At 37.8% G+C, this 24,803-nt stretch carries 20 protein-coding genes; 14 read left to right on the top strand and 6 right to left on the bottom strand.

All coding sequences use genetic code 11. The features are described from left to right. Positions 1-3: 3 nt before the first annotated feature. From LVD15_RS08375 to LVD15_RS08385, 3 genes are read right to left on the bottom strand one after another with little or no spacing between them, the layout of a single operon-like run. Positions 4-1,308: a peptidoglycan DD-metalloendopeptidase family protein gene (locus tag LVD15_RS08375; protein ID WP_233779847.1), complete on the bottom strand. Its 1,305-nt coding sequence runs from the start codon at positions 1,306-1,308 to the stop codon at positions 4-6. 24 nt (positions 1,309-1,332) lie between these two features. Then, the gene (uvrA, locus tag LVD15_RS08380) at positions 1,333-4,149 is read right to left on the bottom strand and encodes an excinuclease ABC subunit UvrA (RefSeq protein WP_233779848.1); all 2,817 of its coding nucleotides are present in this window, start codon (positions 4,147-4,149) and stop codon (positions 1,333-1,335) included. A gap of 52 nt (positions 4,150-4,201) precedes the next feature. Then, on the bottom strand, positions 4,202-4,498 hold the full coding sequence (locus LVD15_RS08385) for a hypothetical protein (protein WP_233779849.1): 297 nt from the start codon (positions 4,496-4,498) through the stop codon (positions 4,202-4,204). 279 nt (positions 4,499-4,777) lie between these two features. Between LVD15_RS08385 and LVD15_RS08390 the strand changes: the two genes are divergently transcribed. The 5 genes from LVD15_RS08390 to LVD15_RS08410 are packed head-to-tail and all read left to right on the top strand — an operon-like array spanning position 4,778 to position 8,513. Further along, positions 4,778-5,377: an RNA polymerase sigma factor gene (locus LVD15_RS08390; protein WP_233779850.1), complete on the top strand. Its 600-nt coding sequence runs from the start codon at positions 4,778-4,780 to the stop codon at positions 5,375-5,377. Continuing rightward, complete coding sequence (locus LVD15_RS08395) at positions 5,352-5,588, top strand: hypothetical protein (protein WP_233779851.1); 237 nt, start codon at positions 5,352-5,354, stop codon at positions 5,586-5,588. Before LVD15_RS08390 ends, LVD15_RS08395 begins: the two co-directional genes overlap by 26 nt. 2 nt (positions 5,589-5,590) lie before the next feature. Beyond that, a complete protein-coding gene (gene nth, locus LVD15_RS08400) occupies positions 5,591-6,235 on the top strand; it encodes an endonuclease III (RefSeq protein ID WP_233779852.1) in 645 nt (214 codons plus the stop codon). A gap of 11 nt (positions 6,236-6,246) precedes the next feature. Then, positions 6,247-7,425, top strand: a complete 1,179-nt coding sequence (locus tag LVD15_RS08405) for a glycosyltransferase family 4 protein (RefSeq protein ID WP_233779853.1) — start codon at positions 6,247-6,249, stop codon at positions 7,423-7,425. Positions 7,426-7,460: 35 nt separating this feature from the next. After that, positions 7,461-8,513 carry a DUF4421 family protein gene (locus LVD15_RS08410; protein WP_233779854.1) on the top strand — a complete coding sequence of 351 codons (1,053 nt, stop codon included), beginning with the start codon at positions 7,461-7,463 and terminating at the stop codon, positions 8,511-8,513. Positions 8,514-8,550: 37 nt separating this feature from the next. Here the strand turns inward: LVD15_RS08410 and LVD15_RS08415 are convergent, their stop codons facing one another. From LVD15_RS08415 to LVD15_RS08425, 3 genes are all read right to left on the bottom strand, one after another. Next, positions 8,551-10,107, bottom strand: a complete 1,557-nt coding sequence (locus LVD15_RS08415) for an Rne/Rng family ribonuclease (RefSeq protein WP_233779855.1) — start codon at positions 10,105-10,107, stop codon at positions 8,551-8,553. Positions 10,108-10,344: 237 nt separating this feature from the next. Beyond that, positions 10,345-11,187, bottom strand: coding sequence for a tetratricopeptide repeat protein (locus tag LVD15_RS08420; RefSeq protein ID WP_233779856.1), 843 nt, complete (start codon positions 11,185-11,187; stop codon positions 10,345-10,347). Between the two features lie 57 nt (positions 11,188-11,244). Beyond that, a complete protein-coding gene (locus LVD15_RS08425; protein ID WP_202245591.1) occupies positions 11,245-11,547 on the bottom strand; it encodes an HU family DNA-binding protein in 303 nt (100 codons plus the stop codon). Between the two features lie 135 nt (positions 11,548-11,682). Here LVD15_RS08425 and mutY point away from each other — a divergent pair, with 135 nt between their 5' ends. From mutY to plsY, 9 genes are all read left to right on the top strand, one after another. Next, entirely contained in the window at positions 11,683-12,759 is a 1,077-nt protein-coding gene (gene mutY, locus LVD15_RS08430) for an A/G-specific adenine glycosylase (RefSeq protein WP_233779857.1), read from the top strand. 48 nt (positions 12,760-12,807) lie between these two features. Then, positions 12,808-13,263, top strand: coding sequence for a single-stranded DNA-binding protein (locus tag LVD15_RS08435; RefSeq protein WP_233779858.1), 456 nt, complete (start codon positions 12,808-12,810; stop codon positions 13,261-13,263). A 33-nt stretch (positions 13,264-13,296) separates the two neighbouring features. Further along, positions 13,297-14,640, top strand: coding sequence for a gliding motility-associated protein GldE (gldE, locus tag LVD15_RS08440; RefSeq protein WP_233780947.1), 1,344 nt, complete (start codon positions 13,297-13,299; stop codon positions 14,638-14,640). Next, entirely contained in the window at positions 14,612-15,211 is a 600-nt protein-coding gene (gene gldD, locus LVD15_RS08445; RefSeq protein ID WP_233779859.1) for a gliding motility lipoprotein GldD, read from the top strand. Before gldE ends, gldD begins: the two co-directional genes overlap by 29 nt. Before the next feature lie 81 nt (positions 15,212-15,292). Then, the gene (gene recG, locus LVD15_RS08450; RefSeq protein WP_233779860.1) at positions 15,293-17,386 is read left to right on the top strand and encodes an ATP-dependent DNA helicase RecG; all 2,094 of its coding nucleotides are present in this window, start codon (positions 15,293-15,295) and stop codon (positions 17,384-17,386) included. A 51-nt stretch (positions 17,387-17,437) separates the two neighbouring features. Next, the gene (tpiA, locus tag LVD15_RS08455; RefSeq protein ID WP_233779861.1) at positions 17,438-18,199 is read left to right on the top strand and encodes a triose-phosphate isomerase; all 762 of its coding nucleotides are present in this window, start codon (positions 17,438-17,440) and stop codon (positions 18,197-18,199) included. Next, entirely contained in the window at positions 18,199-19,041 is an 843-nt protein-coding gene (gene prmA / locus LVD15_RS08460) for a 50S ribosomal protein L11 methyltransferase (RefSeq protein WP_233779862.1), read from the top strand. Before tpiA ends, prmA begins: the two co-directional genes overlap by 1 nt. 191 nt (positions 19,042-19,232) lie before the next feature. Then, complete coding sequence (locus LVD15_RS08465; protein ID WP_233779863.1) at positions 19,233-24,062, top strand: hypothetical protein; 4,830 nt, start codon at positions 19,233-19,235, stop codon at positions 24,060-24,062. A 91-nt stretch (positions 24,063-24,153) separates the two neighbouring features. Further along, on the top strand, positions 24,154-24,801 hold the full coding sequence (gene plsY, locus LVD15_RS08470) for a glycerol-3-phosphate 1-O-acyltransferase PlsY (RefSeq protein WP_233779864.1): 648 nt from the start codon (positions 24,154-24,156) through the stop codon (positions 24,799-24,801). Positions 24,802-24,803 lie beyond the last annotated feature (2 nt).

Below are 24,803 nucleotides of genomic sequence, written 5' to 3' on the forward strand. Positions count from 1 at the left end.
TGTTCAGTTACTTATCCAACCCATGCGCTCATTTAATGTTTTTATTAAGCTGAAATTTTTAAATATCCCAAGGACTTGAGCTGAAGTGGAGTCTGGTAACATCATTATGGGCACTGCACTATCTGAGGCTGATGAATATAGCGGCTGTGCCATTAGCTCAATGTTTTGTAGTTCGGATCCTGCCGCTTGGATGAGTTTCTTAGATAAATAGCCTTGTTTATGATCTGGTAATTCTATTCTTAGCCATTCACCATTTTGCCCAATCGGTTTTACCACTGTATTTTTTTCTAATCGATCTAGAACAGCATAGGTGGTGCCTGGGCCGGAACGAAGGTTCATTTTGGTAGGTTTAGTGATATATTGCTGATTGAAAGTACTGGAGTCTGTGTTGAAGGGGGCAAGCGTGTTATCAATGGTTTTTACATAATTAATAGGATCTTTACTGCCTCTTGAATAAATGCCGAAATGCAGGTGTGGAGGAGTGCTTTTAGCATTTCCTGTATTACCAACAAGTCCTAATGTGTCACCAGGCATTACTTTCTTACCTGATTGTACTAATTGTTTTTCTAAATGAGCGAAATAATAGGATTGACCTCTCTTGCTATCTTTGAGCCAAACAGTATTACCTCCTAATCGATTAGTGCCTACCCTTGTAACATAACCCTCTGCCGGTGCTATTACCGGAGTGCCTCTTGCGGCAAATATATCTATGCCTTCATGTGCTCTGGCTCCTCCATCTCGCGGAGCTCCATAAAAACTGCCTATCGATCGGTTAGTAGCTCCTTGCACTGGATTTTTTAATGTCGGATCAACTAAAATTTTAATGTTATAAAAGCTTTTGGCCAAGAGCGGAGGTTGTAGTCGAAGAAGGTATTGTCCTGTTTGATAGATCTCGTATTCCATGTTCATGGTGCTATCACCATGTTCTACTTGATTCCATTCCCTATCTTTCTTTTGAAAAAGATCTATGAACAAAAAGGAAGAGGGTTTTTCTATACTGGCCTCACAGGAAATACTTACTATCTGTCCTTCATGGGCCTGGAAAGAAAATGAGCGGGCAGAAGGCTCGCTGTCAGAAAAGTATCCTGTTTCTTGAAAGGGAAGTTCTATAATAATAGAATCTGCTAACGCATTTTGGCCAGCAAGCATCCACTTTTGTGCTAAGGCAGTATTTTCTAACCCTGCTCCGGCTAGTGACTCCTTATACTTTTGATAAGGAGCCTTGTCTGAGAAGGCATCTTTGATGGACTTAAGCCCATTGCATGAACTAAGGAGTATAGCAATAAATAAAACCAGAAAATACTTCATGCAGCTTTAACAGCTGCATGAAGTTTAAAGTTTAGCCTTGAGGAACCTTGCAGTATGGTTATCCTTCAGTTTTATCATTTCCTCAGGAGTGCCTTCAAAGCAAATATTACCACCTTTTTCTCCTCCTTCAGGACCAAGGTCTATAATCCAATCAGCAGACTTTATCACTTCCATATTGTGTTCAATTATGATCACGCTGTTGCCTTGTTCTACTAAAGCATTGATAGAGTTCAGTAGCTGGGTGATATCATGGAAGTGCAGACCTGTAGTAGGCTCATCGAAGATAAAAAGAATATGATCTTTATTGTCTCTGCTATTTTTACCTAGGTAAGATGCTAGCTTCACCCTCTGAGCTTCGCCTCCACTCAGTGAGCTGGAAGATTGGCCCAATCCGATATAGCCTAAACCTACATCATACAGGGGTTGTAACTTGTTAATTATGGAAGTTTTGCCTTCAAAGAATTCCAGACTTTCTTCTACCGTAAGGTCCAGTACATCAGCTATGTTTTTGCCTTGGTGCTCTACGTCTAGAATTTCTTGTTTAAACCTTTTTCCTTTGCAGCTTTCGCAAGTAAGATAAATATCTGCCATAAACTGCATTTCTATTTTAACTACTCCTTCACCCTGGCAAGTTTCACAGCGGCCTCCGTCTACATTAAAAGAAAAATGAGATGGTTTATAGCCCCTTTGCTTAGATAGCGGTTGATCGGCAAATAACTGACGAATGGTGTCATACGCTTTTACATAGGTTACAGGGTTAGAACGAGATGATTTGCCAATAGGATTTTGGTCTACAAACTCAATCTGAGTGATTTTTTCATAATCACCTTCCAGTTTATCAAATTTACCTGTCGCTTCAGATACAGTGCCTAATATTTTGCCAATTCCCGGGTAAAGGATCTTTTTTATCAATGTTGATTTACCTGAGCCACTTACACCAGTAACTACTGTGAGTACATCAAGCGGGAATTTTACATTTACATTCTTGAGGTTGTTCTCTAATGCCCCTGAGATTTTTACAGAGTCCTTCCATTTTCTTCTTGCAGCAGGTACAGGTATAGATTCCCGGCCTAATAAATAATCAGCTGTGTGAGAATTGGAATCATGAAGATCATCTAATGTACCTTGAAACATCAGTTCGCCACCATGCACACCAGCATCAGGTCCAATATCTATAATTTGATCAGCGGCAATCATTACTTCCTCTTCATGCTCAACTACTATTACCGTGTTACCCATGTCTCTCAATGATTTAAGCACACCTACCAGCCTTTCCGTATCTCTGGGGTGTAACCCGATGCTCGGTTCATCAAGGATATACATACTACCTACCAGAGCACTACCTAAGGAAGTAGCCAGTTTAATCCTTTGAAACTCTCCACCAGAAAGGGTGGAAGTCATACGGTTTAAAGTAAGATAGCCTAAACCAACCCTTTGTATATAAGAAAGGCGGTTGTTGATCTCTTTTAATAATCTTTTAGCTATATTTTGATCATGCTCACTTAGTGATAGGTTATCGAAGTAGGCAATTACTTTTTCTATAGGAAGTAAAACTATATCAGTAATAGACTGCCCTTCAATTTTAACATAAGAGGCATCTTTTCTTAGTCTTGTTCCGCGGCAGTCCGGGCATACCGTTCTTCCTCTGTAGCGAGAGAGAAGCACTCTATATTGTATCTTGTGAGTTTTAGACTCTATGAATTTGAAGAAAGCATTTAGTCCTTCGAAATATTCATTGCCAGTCCATAGCAGTTCTTTCTCTTCCTCTGTAAGGTCAGTATACGGTCTATGAATGGGGAAATCGAAACGAATACCGTCTTTTAAAAGAGGAGCGAGCCACTTTTTCATGGTTTCACTGCGCCATGGCGCTATGGCTCCATCATAAACGGATAAGCTTTTGTCAGGAATAACCAGGTCTCTGTCTATCCCCAGTACCTTTCCGAAACCCTCACAAGTTCTACAAGCACCATAAGGATTGTTGAAACTGAAGAAATTCACATTAGGCTCCTGAAATTTCATGCCGTCTTCCTCAAACCGATCAGAAAATTGCTTTATTTCACTGCCTATGATGTGTATATAACAATCTCCTATACCTTCAAAATATGCAGTTTGTACAGAGTCTGATAATCGGTATTGAGTATCTTCATCATCAGGCTTTACTACTGCTCTATCTATTAATATCTCTATACTGCTGTCTTCTTTAATATCTGATCCGTTTTCTAGCAGATCTTCTATAAAAAGCACATCACCATCTACTATTACTCTGGTATATCCTTTACTTAAAAGAATGTTAAGCTCCTGCTTCAGGTCACGGTCTTCCTTCATCTTTAAAGGACAGCCCACCATTACTTTAGTGCCTTCTTCATAGCTGTTAATGTAGTTCACTACATCGGTGACAGAATCTTTAGATACTTTTTTCCCGGAAATGGGTGAATAAGTTACACCTATACGGGCAAAGAGCAGTTTTAGATAATCATAAATTTCTGTGGTAGTACCTACAGTAGAGCGAGGGTTTCTGGTATTTACTTTTTGCTCTATGGCTATAGCGGGGGATACGCCTTTAATGTAATCTACTTCTGGCTTTTCCATTCGGCCTAAAAATTGGCGCGCGTATGAGCTTAAGCTTTCTACATACATCCGCTGCCCTTCAGCAAAAAGGGTATCAAAGGCTAAAGATGACTTTCCAGAACCGGAAAGCCCAGTTACCACTACCAGCTTGTTTCTTGGTATGGCTACACTAAGGTTTTTTAGATTATTTACACGTGCACGCTTGATGATAATGTGCTTTTTCGGGTCAAGCGCTTCCAGATTTTCTTCGTAGGGGGCTGTAGTATCTTGCATAAGGAGCAAAGATACTACACATTTAATGGATAAGGAATGTTATTTTCAAAGATTAACCTTCAAAATCAGGATCATATTCATCACCCACATCCAAATCGTCATCATCTCCTCCGTCTGCATCATCATCTACATCTAAATCATACTCACCCTCACTATTCCTTGTCACAGCTATTTTTACCAGATACATCGTATCTTCAGTTTCTAAAGGGACAACAAAAAATGGCTCATTTTTAGCATTGGTAAGCCTCATCAAACTATTCTCGAATCCATCCGGATACCTCTTCTTTAAAAGAGTTTTTAAGTCAGAGTCCAGATTTTCCAGACTTTTTATTACTCGTTTCTTTTCCATTTTTGAGTTCTAACCTAATTGATAATCTATCAACTTTTGTTTCATGGTGGAAATGTAGTAAAAGATTTTCCTAACCATAAAATATTATTATGAAAAGTTTAAGCTTAATTTTAAAATTGTTTGCCAAGTAACCCTTCACGGAAAATTATTTACTATTTTTTTGCGTGTTATTTATGAATTTAATTACATTTGGATTTCAACTCGAAAAACTTTTTTCAACATAACCTTCAAATCGACAATATGATATAGACCTCTACGTTAACTTAAACTGAGAACTTAATGGAGAAGTATAGGATTAGTGACAGTAAACTTGTGTCACTTTACAAACTTGGTAACGAAGAGGCTTTCGAGACATTGTTGCATAGGCATAAATCTCGGATATATACTACGATATATCTTATTGTAAAGGACCATTATATTGCTGAAGATCTATTGCAGGAGACTTTTGTAAAGGCTATTAATACTATTAAAGGAGGCCGTTACAATGAAGAGGGGAAGTTTTTGCCATGGATAACAAGGATTGCTCATAACCTTTCTATTGATTATTTTAGGAAGGAGAAGAGATACCCTACGATGATTTTGGAAGACGGGAGTAAAGTATTCAATACTTTAGAGTTTGCGGAAGAGTCGGTAGAGACTGATCAGATCAAAAGAGACACCTACTCTAAGGTGAGAGATTTGATACAAGAGTTACCAGAATCACAAAAAGAGGTATTAATAATGCGCCACTATATGGAAATGAGTTTCCAGGAAATAGCGGAGCAAACGGGAGTGAGTATTAACACGGCCTTAGGCAGAATGCGCTATGCGTTGATTAACCTGAGGAAGAAAATGAAACAATATAATATTGCCTATGATCAAAACATTTACCCAGGATGACGTAATCAGGTTTATTTACAATGAGACGACTACCGCTGAAAGAGACGAAATAAAGCAGGCAATGCTTTGTGATGCTGAGTTGGAAGAACAATATAAAGAGCTACTGGCTATTACTAATTTTTTAGATAATAGTGTTAGTACTCCTTCGGATACACTGGTTTCTAATATTATAAATTATTCTAAATCGTTAGATTTGCAACCCAAAAAGTAGGGATGCAACGCAAAGAACGATTTAAGGAATTTATAGATTATTTTACTGCCAATCAGCCAGAAGCTGAAACGGAGCTACACTATAGTAATCCGTATGAGTTATTAGTGGCCGTTATTTTAAGTGCCCAGTGCACTGATAAGCGGATAAACATGGTCACTCCGGCTTTGTTTCGTGATTTCCCTACGCCTGAGCATTTAGCCACCAGTAATTTTGATGAGCTGTTTCCTTATATTAGGTCAGTTTCATACCCAAATAATAAAACCAAGCATTTGTTGGGTATGGCTAAAATGTTAGTAGAGGAGTTTGATTGTGAAGTGCCCGATGATGTAAAAACCTTACAAAAATTACCAGGAGTAGGCAGGAAGACTGCTAACGTAATCGCTTCGGTAATATATAACCAACCTACTATGGCTGTAGATACTCATGTTTTTAGAGTATCTAAAAGGCTGGGCTTGGTAAATCAAAACTTAAAAACACCGTTGGATGTGGAGAAGAATCTTGTCAAAAATATACCTGATGAGTATATCGCTAGAGCTCATCATTGGTTGATTTTACATGGCAGATATGTGTGTTTGGCGAGAAGTCCTAAGTGTGAATCTTGTAATCTAACCCACTTTTGTCGATATTTTGAAAAGAATTATGCATAAGTCCCTTTCGCATGCGTATAGTTCTTATTCATCAATATTTTAAAACCCCGGAAGAGGGTGGAGGAATCCGTTCTTATCACATCGTTAAGCACCTCAAGGATCTTGGCCATGATGTGCAGGTGATTACTGCCTACAATAAACCGCAGCCCGATGTGAAGATTATTGATGGCATTAAAATCAGTTACCTTCCTGTTTATTATACCAACCATCTTAGTTTTTGGAGTAGAGTACATGCGTTTATCCGTTTTGTAATGATGTCTTTAAAAGTGGTGAAGAAAATACAGCCGGTAGACATTAATTATGTCATTACTACTCCACTTACCACTGGTATCATTGCTCTTTATGCAAAAATTAGATTTAAGACACCCTATATTTTCGAGGTGGGTGATCTTTGGCCTGATGCTCCCATACAACTAAAAGTGTTGAAAAATGGCCTTTTAAAAAAATTGGCATATTGGTTGGAGAGGAAAAGTTATAAAGAGGCAGAGAAAATTGTAGCGCTATCACCAGACATTAAGGAGATTATTCTTGAGAAGCACAATAAAAAACAAGTGGAGGTGGTTAGTAATATGGCTGATAATCAGTTTTTTACTCCTCAAGTAAAAGAGCCGCACTTGGAAGAAAAGTATGGTGTAGAAGGGAAGTTTGTAGTGACTTATGCTGGTACTATTGGTTTGGCTAATCATTTGGAATATTTGTTAGATGCGGCTGAAGCCTGTCTTAATTATAATCAAATCCTATTTATGGTGGCGGGAGAAGGAGCCAGGGCGGACTATATAAAGGAGCTTGCTGAAAAAAGAAGTCTCGTTAATATTCAATTCATTCCATTTACTGGAAAAGAAGGAGTAAGAGAACTTATGAATGTTTCTGATGCTATTTATGTGTCTTTTAAAAACGCACCGGTTTTAGCATCGGGTAGCCCGAATAAGCTTTTTGATGGTCTTGCAGCAGGTAAGCTTATTATCATGAATTTTAAAGGTTGGCTCAAGGAGTTAATAGAAGAAAATGGCTGTGGATTCTACTACAAACCAGAGGTGCCCGAGGAGTTTTATGCTAAGCTGCTACAGTTTGTTGAAAGCAGTGAATTGCTAAAAACAGCACAAGAGAATGCTCGGAAACTAGCAGAGCAAAAATTTGATAAAAAAGATCAGTTAAAAAAATTGCAACAATTTATCGGCCTTGGAGATTAATATGGAGAGTCCTATTTTTAATAGCTGAAAATCAGATGCCTAAGACGAATTTTAAAACATACCTTACCATAATGCTGGTGCTTACCGGTACTATATTCGCTTTTGGCCAAAACGAGGATTCTGTATATAACTATTATGTAAAAAAGTTTCCCAATAAGTTTAACATGAAGCTTATTGGCGCGGATAAGATTCTATCTATGGATCTCATTAGCCAAAATGACAGGAATGATCGTGTCAATTATATTCCCAATAATCAAGGCGTAGTGGGTTTAGGTGTCTATGTTTTTGACATTGGTTTTGAAATGGCCCTGAAGGTGCCAGACTTTTTGCAGCGTAATGAGGACCAGTTCGGAGTCACAGAATTTAAAGATTTTCAGGGTAATATATACGGGCGCAAGTGGTGCTTTGATATTACCTATCAGAAATATAGAGGGTTTTATATTAATAATGCTGATCAGGTTTTTCCTGACTTTGATTCTCAAGGCATATATCCACTAAGGCGAGACTTGGGAATAAGAAAAGTTATTCTTAATGGAATTCATATTTTTGATAGTGATCGGTATTCTTTTCGAGCAGGCTATAACCAATCAGAAAGACAGCTGCGTAGTGCAGGCTCTGTTTTATTGATTACCTCACTTAATAATACTAAAATAGAAGCCGATTCATCTTTACTTCCTATTGAAATTGGAGATCATTTCGGTGAAGATGCTAATTTGGTAAACGGTGAGTTTAGCGCTTTCTCATTATTGCCTGGCTATGGCTATACTTTTGTAAAGAAGTACTTTTACTTTAATATCAATGCAGCGGTAGGTGCCGGTTTGCAGTACCAGGAATATTATTTGAATGAGGAATATAAAAGTGATTTTGTCCTGGAGAGTAAGGTAAACTTGAGGGCATCATTAGGTTATGATCATGAGAACTTTTTCTTTGGAGCCACGGCCATTTATGATAATGGATCTATGCAGCTGGAAGATGCTCGTATAAGCAGTGCTACGGGAAATTATAAGTTCTTTATTGGCTACCGTTTCAATGAGTTTGGATTCCTCAAGTACAGTATTAGAGATACACTGGAAAAAATAGGCTTATAAAAAAAGAAGCCGGCTTTTAGGCCGGCTTCTTCGAATGTCATCCATTGATTTCAATTTCTTCACCAAATTTATTTAAAAACTGGAACTGGGTTACTCCTATGCTGGAGTCTTCCACCATCTTTATCCATTTAAAGTATTTCAAGAACCATTTTAGTCTTCTTGAAAGAGTGCCTTTGGTGAAATAGGCGTAAATGAAAGGGTGTACTACTACGGTAATATCCTTGTCATTTTGTTTGGTCATTAAGTAATCTATGGCCCTTTCTATTTGGTCGGACACTAAGATTGAGGCATTGATCTTACCTGTGCCATGACAGGTAGGGCAGAGTTCTTTAGTGGTAATGTTCATTTCTGGCCTCACACGCTGACGGGTAATTTGCATCAGGCCAAATTTTGATAATGGTAATATAGTGAACTTTGATCGGTCACTTACCATTACATCTTTCATGGTTTTATATATGAGCTTTTTATTTTCCGCTCGCTTCATGTCTATGAAGTCAATCACTATGATTCCTCCCATATCTCTGAGTCTAAGCTGCCTGGCTATTTCCTTGGCTGCTTCTGTATTAACAGAGAGTGCAGTAGCTTCTTGGTCTTCCTCTCGGTTAGACTTATTGCCACTGTTTACATCTATAACATGAAGAGCTTCTGTATGCTCTATAATAAGGTATCCGCCACCTTTAAGACTAACCGACTGACCAAAAGCCGATTTTATTTGCCTCTCTATGCCAAAACTTTCAAAAATTTTGGCCTTTCCTTGATAAGGTTTTACAATTTTCTCTTTATCCGGTGCTATAGTTTTTATATAGCTTTTTACCTCATCGAGAATAACCTTATCATCAATGTAAATGCTGTCGAAAGACTCGTTAAGGACATCTCTTAAAATGGCTGATGCCTTACTCATCTCTCCTATAACCTTTTCACGAGGTTTGGCTACTTTAAGAGTCTTTACTCCTTCGTGCCATATGTTGAGAAGGTTGCGTAAATCTGTGTCCAGCTCTTTAACATCTTTACCCTGAGCAACCGTTCTAATGATTACTCCATAATTATCAGGTTTGATAGATGATACCAGACGAACTAATCGTTTTCGTTCGTCACTGCTGGCAATTTTCTTGGAAATATTTACGGTGTTTGAAAAAGGAACAAGCACCAAATATCTTCCTGCTATTGACAACTCACAGGATAATCGTGGCCCCTTGGTTGAGATGGGTTCTTTAACCACCTGAACTAGAATTTGCTGATTTTTGGAAAGAACACTACTTATCTTTCCATGCTTATCTATGTCAGGCTTTAGACTGAATTTTTCAAGTTTGCTGGAAGTATTCTTTTTAGAAACTGCCCGCTTGGTGAAATCATGCAGCGAACTAAATTTAGGACCCAAGTCAAGGTAATGCAGAAACGCATCTTTCTCATAACCAATATCAATAAAGGCTGCATTGAGACCCTGAACCACTTTTCTAACAGTGCCCAGGTATATGTCACCTACATTAAATTGATTGCCATCTTCATCATGATGGAACTCAACCAGGCTTTTATCTTTTAATAGGGCTATACGACATCCATTCTGAGTCGAATTGATTATTAATTCGTTACTCAAAACTTAATAATTTGGATTAAAAAATCTGATGTGTACAGTGAAAAGGCCGGCTTCGCCTGTAAATGGAGCCGGCTCATTTAATAACCTAGTGTGAGATTATTTTTTCTTGTGTCTGTTCTTTCTTAATCTCTTCTTTCTCTTGTGAGTAGCAATCTTATGTCTTTTTCTTTTCTTACCGCAAGGCATAATCTTTAAAATTTTTGTCGCTTAGTGATAAGCGATGGTTTAACAATCTTTTTATCTAATATCTTCCAGATAAGAATCCACAGTAGCTTGTACTTCAGGATCATCATCCAGTGTTTTTACTAATTCAAATTGTTCTTTAGCCTTTTCCTTATTCCCTGTTTCCAAATAACTCACTCCCAGAAAAAACTGAGCTTGTGTATTTTTTGGATAAACCTCTACCAGTTTGCTAAAATGCTCTACAGCTTTTGCATACTGATTAGATTGCATGGATAATACTCCTAAATTGAACATGGCCTTTTCGTTTTTGGGGTCTTGTTCAATAATCTCTTTTAACATACCAACTCCTTTCATTGGTTTAGTAGAAAGATAAGTCATGGCTAACTTATTTTTAACATCTAAGTTAGATGGAGTGTTTTCCATTACTTTTAAGAAATATTCTTGTGCTTTTTCTCCCAAATAGGCACGTTTTTGAGGTTCCATGGCAAAACCAAAAGCATCATAATATGTGCTCCCGGCTCTTTCCCAGTTTTCCTCGTTTGGAATATTCTCAGCTATTATTTCAACGAACTTAGCTGCACTGTCATATTTATTAATGCTCAGATACAGCTCGGCTAAAGAGTCTGCAAAGATAACACTTTTTTCAATATTACTACTATTTGCGTAGTCAATCTTTAAATTATCTATTTTTTTCTGCACATCCTCTGGAACGGCCTGTCCATGTGGTGTGTCGCCGGTTTCTATTTCTGTAGGAGTAGGTTCGGCGTGGGAGCTGCCGGCTGGGGTTTCGTTAGGCACGGCTTTGTCATCATTGTCTACCACTACTTTTGGTAGTGTGAAAATTATGGCCACCAAAACGGCAGCAGATATAATTAAAATTATCCTTGTCTTTAGCATGCGTTATAGTTTAAGCTGCAAAAATACAAGGATAATCTCAATTGCGAAAAGTGTAGGCTAGTTGTTCACGTCTTTTACTTTATCGCTCGTTTTAATTTTTTCTACAAAAACTTTAGATGGTTTAAAACTAGGTATGTAATGCTCGTCGATTACAATAGCTGTGTTTTTGGAAATGTTTCGCGCAATTTTCTTTTTGCGTTTCTTATTTACAAAGCTGCCGAAGCCTCTAACATAAATGTTATTACCTTCTGACATGGCATTTTTGACTATATTAAAAAATGCTTCAACCGTTACAGAGACATCGGATTTATCAATTCCTGTTTTATCTGATATTTCTGCTATTACTTCTGCTTTAGTCACGTTATATCTTTAGATTTGATTAAAAAATAGTTAAGTAAGTACTGGTCAGCAAATTTAGACTGAGCGGTCGGATATAAAAATTAAATATGTAAAAAATCTGACACACTCATTTCTGACTTTTTTAAGATTTTTTTGATGGATAATAATATTGCTTTCTCAGAGAAGCTGGTGAAATGGTATGAAGAAAATGCAAGAGAGCTGCCCTGGCGCCAAACTACTGACCCTTACCGGATTTGGCTTTCAGAGATTATTTTACAGCAAACGAGGGTAATTCAAGGGCTGCCGTATTACGAAAAATTTATTGAGACTTTTGAAAATGTCTCCGAGTTAGCTGCGGCTGATGAGCAAACGGTGCTAAGACTTTGGCAGGGGTTAGGATATTACTCAAGAGCGAGAAACTTACATAAGTGCGCAAAAGAAATTGACAAAAAGTTTAAACAAAACTTCCCAAAAGACTCTAAATCACTGATAAAACTACCTGGTATCGGCAAGTATACGTCGGCGGCAATTGCCTCCTTTGCTTTCAAAGAAAAGGTACCAGTTATAGATGGAAATGTCTATCGGGTGCTAGCCCGAGTATTTGGTTTAGACGCTGACATTGCTAATGGTTCCGGGCAAAAGAAATTTGAAGAACTGGCCTGGAAATTAATACCTGATAAAAATCCTGACACCTATAATCAGGCCATTATGGAGTTTGGAGCTTTGCATTGTACTCCCAAATCGCCTGCGTGCGAAGATTGTATTTTTCGATTGGAATGCTTTGCTTTTCAGAATGATAAGCAAGACCAACTACCTGTAAAAACCAAAAAAGTAAAAGTAAAAAACCGATACTTTAATTATATGGTGTTTATTGGTGACGATGGAGAGATGATACTTAATAAAAGAGGAGAGTCAGATATATGGACCGGACTTTATGATTACCCAATGAGCGAGACTTCAGATTTTTTAGAGCTTGATGAACTGGTTAATAAAGAGCCGATTTTGGGTAAATTGAAACCTTATATTACCTCCGTAGAAGTAAGTAAAGATTATAAGCATATTCTTACTCATAGGCGTATTTATGCGCGATTCTTTACTTTTAAACTAAATATTACAACTGAGGTAAAGAGCCTATTATCAAATAAAAATATGATTTTCTATAATGAGGAGCAGGTACATGACCTTCCTAAACCTGTTTTGGTTTCTCGTTATTTGAATGATGCCATTTTTTAGTTAGATTTATAAAACATTGCTATTTTTGCATAAAAACTAAGCTTAATTATGTCTGGAGTAAATAAAGTGATAATTGTTGGTAGGTTAGGAAGAGATCCTGAAGTAAGACACTTAGAAAGTGGTGCTTCGGTGGCAAATTTTCCGGTAGCTACTTCAGAAATTTACAAAGATAGAAACACAGGAGAGAGAAGAGAACAAACAGAATGGCACAATGTAGTACTATGGAGAGGCCTTGCTGATATTTCAGAGAAGTATCTAAATAAAGGTGACATGGTATATATAGAAGGTAAGCTCAGAACCCGCTCATGGGAGAAAGATGGCATTACCAGATATACCACCGAAATAGTAGGGGATAACATGACCATGCTTAGTCCTAAAGGTAGTAATGAAGGTGGTAGCGGGCCATCATCTTCAGGAGGAGGCTCTTCTTCTTCATATCAGGAAACATCTCAGCCTACTGCAGATATTTCTATGGATGATGATACTGATGACTTACCATTCTAAATTTATCTTCATAAAGTTTTAATATTGGAAAGTATAGACGAACCTCCGAGTGAGTTTTTGTTAGCAGCAGGATTTAATGAGAGTACGTTAGTATACGTATTTAGTGGAATAGCCCTGCTTTTTTTGCTCGTTTTATCTGCTTTAATAAGCGGATCAGAAGTTGCCTTTTTTTCACTTACAGCTAAAGATATTACTGAGTGTAAAGAAAGTGATAAGCCTGCAGATAGCAGGATAGTGAGCCTGATCAAGAACCCTCAAAAACTGTTAGCCACGATACTAATTGTTAATAATTTTGTAAACGTGGCTATAGTTACCGTTTCCACATTTGTGATGTGGGAAATGTTGGGGACAAAAACTACTGAAGGCACTGCAGTAGTAGCACTTACCTTTTTAACCACCATAGGCATTGTTTTCTTTGGAGAGATCATGCCTAAGGTATATGCTACTCCTAATAATCTGCAATTTGCCAGGTTTACTTCCGGGTTTTTAAAGGTTAGTAACTCTATTTTTAGGCCACTCTCTTTCATGTTGCTCTCAGTGAGTAATATTATAGAAAGCAGGTTTCAAAAGAAGGGATATGATATATCTGTAGAGGAGCTGCACCATGCTCTGGAGCTTACCACCACTAATGAAGATACTACCGAAGAAGAGAAGGATATCTTAAAGGGTATAGTGAACTTCGGTACTCTGTCAGTAAAGCAGGTAATGAGATCAAGAATGGACATTACTGCTTTTGATAATGAAATGGATTTTCATGAGCTGATGGATAAGATCAACAAGTCTGGTTTTTCAAGAATTCCTGTTTATTCTGAGACTATTGATAATATTGATGGTGTTCTCTACATTAAAGATCTGCTGCCTTATCTTGAAAATGATGAGAAGTTTAGTTGGCAAAAACTACTCAGGCCAGGTTTTTATGTACCGGAAAACAAGAAGATTGATACACTACTAAAGGATTTTCAGGAAAAGCGTGTACACATGGCCATAGTAGTAGATGAGTACGGAGGTACTTCTGGTCTTATTACGCTTGAAGATATTATAGAAGAAATAGTAGGGGAGATAAATGATGAGTTTGATGATGATGACGTGGTGTATAGCCAGATGGATGAATATACTTATGTTTTCGAAGGCAAAACCACTTTAAATGATTTTTGTAAAATATTAGAAATAAACCCTTCCACCTTCGATAAAATAAAAGGAGAAAGTGAGTCTCTAGGAGGACTGTTATTAGAAATTAATACTAAATTGCCTTCTGCCGGAGAGAAAATCTACTTCGATAGATTTATTTTTACTGTGGTTGCTGTGGATAACAAGAGAATAAAGAAGGTTAGGGTATTTTTAAAAGCAAATGAAGAGCAAAGCGAGAAAGTCGATTAGTCTATGGTTAGTTATAATAGGTTTTGTGGTTATAGGATGTTCTGCAGAATATACGCCCAAGCCTAAAGGTTACAATCGCTTCGTGCTTCCTGAGCATGAGTACCAGCATTTACCCGATACTTTTCCTTATAATTTCGAGTTTTCTAAACATGCCAAATTATTAAAAGATACCTCATGGATATCTGAAAGGTATTGGGTGGAGATTTATTACCCTGAATTAAAAGCAGATATTAACCTTACTTATAAGGTGATCGCTAATCAGGATAGTTTGAAAGAATATTTAGACGATGCATATTTTCTCACAGCCAAGCATCAGATAAAAGCGTCAGCTATTGATGAAACCATTACCACCACCCCTTCTGGTAAAACAGTGGTGTATGCTGAGCTCGATGGCCAGGTGCCCAGTCAGTTTCAGTTTTTCAGTACTGATTCTACTAAAAACTTTTTTAGAGGAGCCTTGTATTTCAATACTGAGGTGCAAAATGATTCTCTAAGGCCGGCAATAGAATATGTGAAGATAGATATCGTTCATATGATGAATACTTTCCAATGGAATGAAAGTGCTCAGTAAAAATTGAATATTAAGTAAAGCAGTTTTTTGGCGTGTAAATAATATAAGCTTGCTTTAGAAGCTTAGGCCATTATCCAATTCATGCAAGGCTTCTTCGATACCAAAATAGAGTTTTTAAAAGGTGTAGGACCACAAAAAGCGGCTCTTTTAAATAAAGAGTTGAATATTTTCACTTATGGTGATTTTATCCAGCATTATCCTTTTCGCTACGAAGACCGAACTCAGTTTCATGAAATTAGTACCTTAAATGGTTCTATGTCTCAGGTTCAGATCAAAGGTAAGATCAGAAATATGCAGACCATAGGAGAAGGTAGAAAGAAGCGGCTGGTGGTTCAGTTTGCTGATGGAACTGGCGAGATAGAGCTGGTATGGTTTAAAGGTATTCAGTGGGTTATGAAAAAGCTGCAGCCGGGCATGGAGTATCTGGTGTTTGGCAAGCCTACTGCTTTTGGTAGTAAACTGAATATGGCGCACCCCGAAATAGAGGTGATGACACGCCAAAATCAGGAAACCAGTTATCTGCAGCCTGTGTATGCTACTACAGAAGTTTTGAAACGTAAATTTCTTGATAGCAAAGCCATAGGCAAACTCCAACTTTATTTACTGCAGCAAGCACAACAGAAAATAAGAGAAACCCTTCCTAAAAATATTCTGGAAGACTATCGCCTTATTAATAAACGAGCGGCATTAAATAATATTCATTACCCAAAGGATCAGTCTCATCTGCAAAAGGCGCAGTTCAGGCTTAAGTTCGAGGAGCTATTTTATGTTCAGCTACGACTGTTGATGCTTAAAATTGCTCGCCTTGATAAATTCAAAGGCGCAGTTTTTCATGATACTGATCTGCTCACCCGATTTTATAATGATCATTTGCCTTTTGATTTAACTGATGCCCAAAAAAGGGTAATAAAGGAGATTTATAAAGATATGCGCTCTGGTCAGCAAATGAACCGGTTGCTTCAGGGAGATGTGGGTAGTGGAAAAACCATTGTGGCTTTTATATGTATGCTTTTGGTGGTGGGTTCTGGTAGCCAGGCAGCGCTAATGGCTCCAACGGAAATTTTGGCCACTCAGCACTTTCAGGGGTTGAAGGAGTTTGCTGATAAAATGGGCATAACCATCGCCTTACTTACCGGCTCTACTAAGCAGAGTGAAAGAAAAGTGATCCATCAGTATTTAAAGGAAGGCGATCTTAACATCATAGTAGGTACGCATGCTCTTTTAGAAGATATAGTGCAGTTTAAGAACCTTGGTTTAGCAGTGGTAGATGAACAACATAGATTCGGGGTAGCTCAGCGATCTAAACTTTGGCAAAAAAATAAATATCTGTATCCACATGTGCTGGTAATGACAGCTACGCCTATTCCCCGAACGCTGGCTATGACTCTGTATGGAGACTTAGATATTTCAGTGATTGATCAGCTGCCCGCAGGTAGGAAGCCTATTAAAACGGTACATCGTTATGATGCCAACAGGTTAAAAGTAAATGGTTTCTTAAAAGAACAGCTGGAGGCAGGTCGGCAGGTATATATTGTTTACCCTCTAATAGAAGAATCAGAAAAATTAGACCTCAATCATTTGATGGATGGCTATGAAAGCACTTGTAGGGCTTTCCCTGATGTGCCTATTAGCATAGTGCATGGTAAAATGAAACCTGATGCCAAAGACTATGAGATGCAGCGTTTTGTAAAAGCCGAGACTAAGATTATGGTGGCCACTACTGTAATAGAAGTAGGGGTAAATGTGCCTAACGCCAGTGTTATGGTAATAGAGAATGCAGAGCGATTTGGCCTGGCGCAGTTACACCAGCTACGTGGCCGGGTTGGTCGGGGAGCAGAGCAGTCATATTGTATACTTATGACTAACTACAAGCTAAGCAAAGAGGGCAGGGTGCGTATTGATACTATGGTAAGAACTACTAATGGTTTTGAAATAGCCGATACTGATTTGCAGCTGCGTGGACCAGGTGATCTTATGGGCACACAGCAAAGTGGAGTTTTAGACTTACTAATAGCGGATTTAGGTAAAGATGGAACTATTTTACAGGCAGCGAGAGGCGCAGCTCTAGGTGTGCTTGATAAAGATCCTGATTTGAGTAATGTAGAGAATCAGGTAATTAATCAGCAAATTAAATCAATGAAGAAAACAGCCATTAACTGGAGCCGTATCAGTTAAAAGGAAATGACATAAAATCTTATCTTTACAAGAGAAATAAAACTATCAACTATGCGACAAAAAATTGTAGCCGGAAACTGGAAAATGAATAATACCCTTGATGAGGGACTTAAACTTACATCAGAAATCGTAAACATGGTTAATGATGAAGTAAACACAGATGTAAAAGTAATTTTAGCACCTCCTTTCGTGCACCTAACGCAAGTGAAAGGATTGGTAAAAGACTCAGAAAAGATTTCCGTATCAGCTCAAAACTGTAATGAAAATGACAAAGGAGCTTATACTGGAGAAATTTCTGCTGAAATGCTAGCTTCTGTAGGCGCAGAATATGTGATATTAGGACATAGTGAAAGAAGAGAATATTTTGGCGAAACAAATGAACAGCTAGCTAAGAAGATTGATATTGTTTTAGCTAACAATCTTAAGCCTATTTTCTGCTGTGGTGAATCTTTAGAAGTAAGAGAAAACGGATTGTTTAAAGAATTTGTAAGCAACCAAATCTCTGATAGCCTTTTTCACCTGGGAGAAGAAGATCTGAAAAAAGTGGTTATTGCTTATGAGCCTATCTGGGCTATTGGTACAGGAAAAACCGCTTCTACAGAGCAAGCACAAGAGATTCATGCTGTTATTAGAGAGCTTTTAGCAGAAAGATATGGAGCTGATGTAGCAGAAGAGATCTCTATTTTATATGGAGGTAGCTGTAAGCCATCAAACGCACCTGAGCTATTCGCTTGTAAAGATGTAGATGGAGGACTTATTGGCGGAGCATCGCTTAAGTCAAGAGATTTTTTAGATATAATTAAGTCGTTTTAATGTCAAAAGGCATAGAATTTATTAGTGTAAAGCTTTCTTGTGAGGAAGCTTTCATAGAAATTGTGGTAGCCGAGCTGGGAGAGCTTGGCTACAACTCTATGATGGAAACAGATGCTGGAGTTGAAGGGTATATAGAGCAGGAAAATTTCAATGAACAGGATATAAGTGATTTGATAGCCAGGTATGCTGAGCTTACTACCATAACTTATGAAGTAGAAGAGGTGGTATCCAGAAACTGGAATGAGGAGTGGGAAAAAAATTATGATCCTATTTCTGTAGATAAATCATGCCTTGTAAGAGCGACCTTTCATGAGCCTGATCCTTCTTATAAGTACGAAATTATTATAAACCCCAGAATGTCATTTGGTACCGGTCACCATGCTACCACCTATCTGATGCTTAAAACTCAGATGGAGCTGGATCATGCAGGTAAAAGAGTGCTTGATGCAGGCTGTGGAACAGCCATTTTAGCTGTAATGGCTGAAAAACTGGGAGCTACAGAGGTTATTGCTTATGATAATAACAGCTGGAGCACAGAAAATGCTCCTGAAAATGTGGAGCTTAACCAATGTAAAAATGTCACTGTAAAAGAAGGTACTATTGATACATTAGGCCTTGAGGGTACATTCGATATTATATTGGCTAATATTAATAAAAATGTGCTGTTAGATGAGATGGACTCCTACAGTAAATACCTCATTGCAGGTAGCACCCTGGTTTTAAGTGGTTTTTATGATTATGATATCCAAGATATTGTAAAAAGAGCCGAATCGGCCGGACTGGAATTTAAAAGCCAGAAAGATCGTAATAACTGGGTAGCCCTGGTCTTTATTAAAAAATGACAATAATTTAATTTTTTATACTCATATTGTGTTTGAGTAGTGAGGATGTCAATAGTTGGTTATTTGATAATTATTTAAGAATTTACCAAAGGCAATTTTTTTAATTAGTAGAAAAGGGATGATGTTATAGTTGTTTCCTCAAACCATAACTTATCCCATTTAGTACTCAACTATCGTCTGGCGTTTTGAATATGTGGCAAAAAGTACTTTACCCCCTATTTGCTTTTTTTTTAGTAACCGGACTGGCTTACTCCCAGTCAGACACTGAAGTAGAGCGAGATTCTGTAAGACATTTATTAGATGAATCACGAGCCAAGCAGGTGCTAGGCATAAGTGATGAATTTCAAATGGCCTATTTGAAAATGTCTGCTGATCAGCGACAAAGTGTGGTTAAACGCCTAGTAGGGCTTATGAACAGCAGGACAGCAAATACTGCTCTCAGAGATTCATACTTGAACACGATAGCCAAATCATTAAACAGTGAAAATACCGCTTCAGCCAGTTTTCAGCAATTTTTAGAAGTGACGGAGAAGGTGCTGGATAACTATCCGCCTGATAAAATAAGCAAGTACCTAAAAACCACAGGTCAGTTTTTTGAATGGAAGGCCTTGTATTTTGCACGTTCTAACCGACTTTTTACAGATGGAGATTATACTTTCGAGTTTGTAGAAGTGGCTGAGCCCGAAGAAACTATAGAGATAGAAACTGTAGATGAGTACGATGACTCAGATAATTATGATGACTACGAGGATGATAATTATGAGGACGATGATGAGTATTGGGATAATTGGGATGACGAACCAGCTGACGACGATTGGGATACTGAATGGAACGAAGTGTATGAGGAGCAAACAGAGCTAGAAGATCAGCAGATGATACAGGCCATACAAAGTGGTGGAGCAGTGATGCCCATTATTGAGGGGCCAGTCATCAAGTTTGATAATGTGAATCTGAATTTTGTAAGTGCTTATGATTCCGTTTTTCTCGAAAACACTAGTGGCTCATTCTTGATCCTTAAAGATCAGTTTGTGGGTAACGGTGGTAAGTTCGATTGGACTATGGCTGGCTTAGGTGCTGATTCGGTTTATTGTTCTTTTCCTGAATATAGCTTTGATACCAGAAAAGCCAGACTTAAAGTAGAATCTGCTAAGCTTACTTATACTGGTAAAATAGACGAACCGGTAGAAGGTATTTTTGAATATAAAAGCGTAAGGCATGATAGCACAAATGATTCTCATTACCCCAGGTTTATCTCTTATTACAGTGATATAAAGGTTAAAAACATTGGTAAAGATCTGATTTACCATGGAGGCTTTTCACTGGATGGAGCCAAAATTAATAGTGCTTCTGTTATGGGTACTTATTCTATGATTGAAGTAAGGAATGATCAGGCACAGAAATTCAAAGCTCGTGCTCCGCTTTTCGAATTTGGAGATTCTGTAGTTACTGCAAAGCGGGCGGCGGTGGTCATTTATCAGAATTACGATTCTATTTACCACCCTGCACTACGTTTAAAGTATGATTATGAAAATCAGAAATTGGTATTGCAAAAAGATAAAGGAGGTTTTAGAAATACGCCATTTGTAAGTTCATATTTCAACATAGATTTTACCGCCGATCTTATCCGTTGGGATTTACAGTCAGACAGCTTAAACGCTTCAATTATGGAAGCCGCACGTATGGTTCCATTGAACATAGAGTCAGCGGATCACTATTCTTATGATGATTATAGCAGTTTAGGTGATAGAATTTATCCTTTTAATCCTCTGGCCATGGTAGTAGCCTATAGCCGAAAGGAAGGGGTTGATGAATTTTATGTTGATGAATTGGCTAAAAGCTATAAAAAAGACATTGATGTTATGAAGGGAGCAATGCTCTTTTTAGCACAGAAAGGCCTAATTGGTTATGATTCCAATAAAAGACTGATTACTGTGAAAGACAAGGCCAAACATTTATTTAACTCACGTTTTGGTAAAAAGGATTACGATAACATCATTATATCATCAGTTATACATTATAAGCCTAATGCTACTTTGAATTTCCCTAAGAACTACATGAAGGTAAGAGGGGTAGAAAGCTTTAAAGTAAGTGATTCATTAAACGTAATTATTGAACCGGATAGTAGTGAAATCACGCTCATGGAAGACAGAGACATTATGTTTAATGGAAAGATCTCTGCTGGTAACTTTGAGTATATAGGAGAAGACTTTTATTTCGAATATGATAGCTTTCTTATAAATATGGGTAAAATTTTCTCTATTCAATTTTATGTGCAAGATGAGAAAACCCATGCCCGAACCAAGGTAGATAACTCTATGGTGGCAGTGCCTGATGAAGATAGTCCAGAAAATACCGGTGCTACCCAGGGGACATTATATATCAACAGGCCTAATAATAAATCGGCAAAAGTGAAATACGCTAACTACCCGAAATTTAATGCAGGTCAGGGAGCCTTGGTGTATTTTGATAGAGAAGAGATTCTTGGAGGTGTCTATGATAAATCCTTAAAATTTGAGGTGCCTCCATTTGATATAGATAGTTTAAGTGGTGAAGATCCTTCCTCGATTGAGTTTGGTGGAGGGTTTAAATCTGGAGGCATATTCCCAGACTTTGAGGAGAAGTTGATAATTATGCCTGATAACACTTTGGGTTTTAAGCATCAGGTGCCTCAAGAAGGATATATGCTCTATAATGACCCGGAAGCGACTTACTTTGAAGAGGTCACTTTAAATAAAAAGGGACTACAGGGAAAAGGAGAGTTACAATACTTATCCGCCAATCTGAAATCTGACAATTTTATATTTTATCCTGATTCGGTAACGGGTAATGGAGACTATTTGCATATGGAAGAGTCTGACTTTAACGGAAACAGTTATCCACAAACTTCTGTAGAGAATTACAGCATGAAGTGGGTGCCGGCTAAGGACAGAATGTATATTAAAAATGAAGAGGAGCCGATAAAATTCTACAATGAAACTGCTACTCTTGATGGTACCGCTATCATTTCTAAAGAGGGAATGTTCGGAGGAGGAACCTTATTGACCAGAGGATCAGAGTCAAAGTCTAAAAGCATGAAGTTTGAGAATGATCGTTTCTCTGCTCGTCATGCAGATTTTGAGTTGAAGTCTGATAACCCTGATAAACCCGCACTCCATGGAGATGATGTAAGGCTTAGGTTTAACCTGGGAGAAGATTATGCGGTAATAAGCCCTGAAGTTGAAGGACAGGATGCTATAGAATTCCCTTTTGCTCAGTTTAAGACTTCTATTTCTGAGGCTCGTTGGGATTTGGTAGAAGATAAAGTTACCATGACTAAGCCTGATGATGTGCCACTAGAAAGTTCTTATTTCTACACTACCAGAAAAGACCTGGATTCACTTAGGTTTAATGCAACCAATGCAGAGTATGATATCAAAACATCAGAATTAAAAGTATCGGGTATTCCATATATAGTTGTGGCTGATGCTAAGATAACTCCTGAAAATAATGAGGTTTTAATTCTGGAAAACGCCAAAATTGGAAGATTAACCAACACCACCATTGTATTAGATACGCTATACGAGTATCATACGCTGACTGAAGGGGTGATTGATATTATATCAAGAAATGAATTTACAGGATATGCTACTTATAATTTCGTTAATGCGCTGAATGATACAGTACCTGTAAAAATGGAGAACTTCCATTTAGAGAAGTTTGAAGATAAGAATTCAAGAAAAAAAGACGCCTTTGAAATGCACACCGTGGCAAACGGAACCATAGATGGAGATCAAAACATACTTATATCACCCGGAATGTTTTACAAAGGAGATGTAATTATGTATGCTAACCGACCCACTATGGAATTAGATGGTTTCATTAAGTTAGATATTCATGAGCCTGATTATGATACCTGGATAGTACAGAAGAGTACTGGAGAGCAGCAAGAGGTGATGATCGATTTCGATAATACTTTAACGGAAGGTGGGCAGAAATTACAGGCAGGGCTCTATTACAATATTGAAGACAATAGTCTTTATAACACATTTTTGTCTGATGACATTATAGATGATGATCCCTTCTTTGCGGCTAGTGGTATGCTTTCTTATGAAAAGGAAACAGGCGAGTTTGCTATAGAAGATACACTTAAAGCGGCAGGAAAAAGCTTTCAGGGAAAAGTCTATAAATATAATCAGGATACAAAAACTGTGAAGTTTGAAGGGCCTGTCAACTTGGTGAGACCTGATGAAGATTTTGTGCTCAAGGCTACAGCTATAGGTAACGGAAATATCGAAACCAATGAATATACACTTAATAGTCTAATTACTGTAGATATTGCCAATGTGCCTACCATGGCCTTTGACGCTATGGCCAGAGACATTAAAGATGTGATAACTAATCTTGGTGCTCCTGAAGGGTTAGGTGACCCTACTCAGCTGTTATATAAATTGGGAGATATGATAGGAGAAAGACCTACCAAAGAATATGAAAAGTTATCTAAGGAAGAACACGTTCCTCTTGGTGGTTTTGCTAAAGAAACTTCAGCACCTTTAACTTTCACCAATGTAGATCTGAAATGGTCTACAGATTACAATGCCTTTTATAGTGAAGGTAAATTAGGACTATCAAATATCCGAAGCACAGATTTGAATGCCTCTCTGGAAGGTTTTATGGAAATAACTAAGAACGAAGGCGGAGGTACTATCTTTAACCTGTTCTTAAAAGCGTCTCCGGCTTCGTGGTTTTTCTTTAGCTATGAAGATGATCAGTTACTGGTATTCTCTAGTAACAATATCTTTAATGATGTTATCAATAAAAAGAGTAATGGTGCCAAGGCTAAGATCGGAGACCTGGTTTTTGCTCCGGCAGATAAGGCAGAAACTTTGAACTTTATTAACAGGTTCAGGCTGCAGTATTATGGTATTGATGATATATATGATCTTGATTCAGAGATAGAACCGGCCATTGAAGACCTACCTGATGATGGCTTCGGCGGAGCTCAGGAAGATGATGGTTTTGACGATGGTGATGACGGATTCTGATATTTTATGATCATTTAAAATTCATTATATTTGAACTAATAGCTCGAAAAGTTAGTTCTACACTTACTTTTTTTCAACTAAACCAACTTATATGATTGCAGCGATAATTATAGCAATATTACTTTCTTACTTATTAGGTTCTATCCCTTCTGCCGTATGGTTTGGTAAAGCTCTTTATGGCATAGACGTACGGGAACACGGAAGTGGGAACCCTGGCGCTACCAATACCTTCAGAGTGCTTGGTAAAAAAGCAGGAATTATAGTAATGCTAGCTGACATCGTAAAAGGTATGGCCGCATCTTCAGTGGCGGTAATCTTAATGAATCTTCAGTTTATTGATGAAAAGAACTTGGTTACATTCAAGCTGATCTTGGGTGTAATAGGCGTGGTAGGACATATATTTTCAGTATTCCTTCACTTTAAAGGAGGTAAAGGTGTGGCTACACTGCTAGGAATGATGATAGCTATTCATTATGAAGTAGCGCTATTATGTATAGTGGTATTTGTAGTGACTTTATTGATATCTAAATATGTATCACTGTCATCTATAATAGGAACCTTATCTTTCCCGGCTATGCTTTTATTCGTGCCAAGGTTTCAAACCAGCGAACCATTGTTGGTAATATTTGGCTTCTTCCTTTTCATAGTTATTGTATGGACTCACCACAAGAACATCAGAAGAATAATGGAAGGCCATGAGAATAAAACTTATCTCATAAAATCGAAGAAAGAGGATTAAGT

This window comes from Fulvivirga maritima (genome assembly GCF_021389955.1).
GTDB lineage: Bacteria > Bacteroidota > Bacteroidia > Cytophagales > Cyclobacteriaceae > Fulvivirga > Fulvivirga maritima.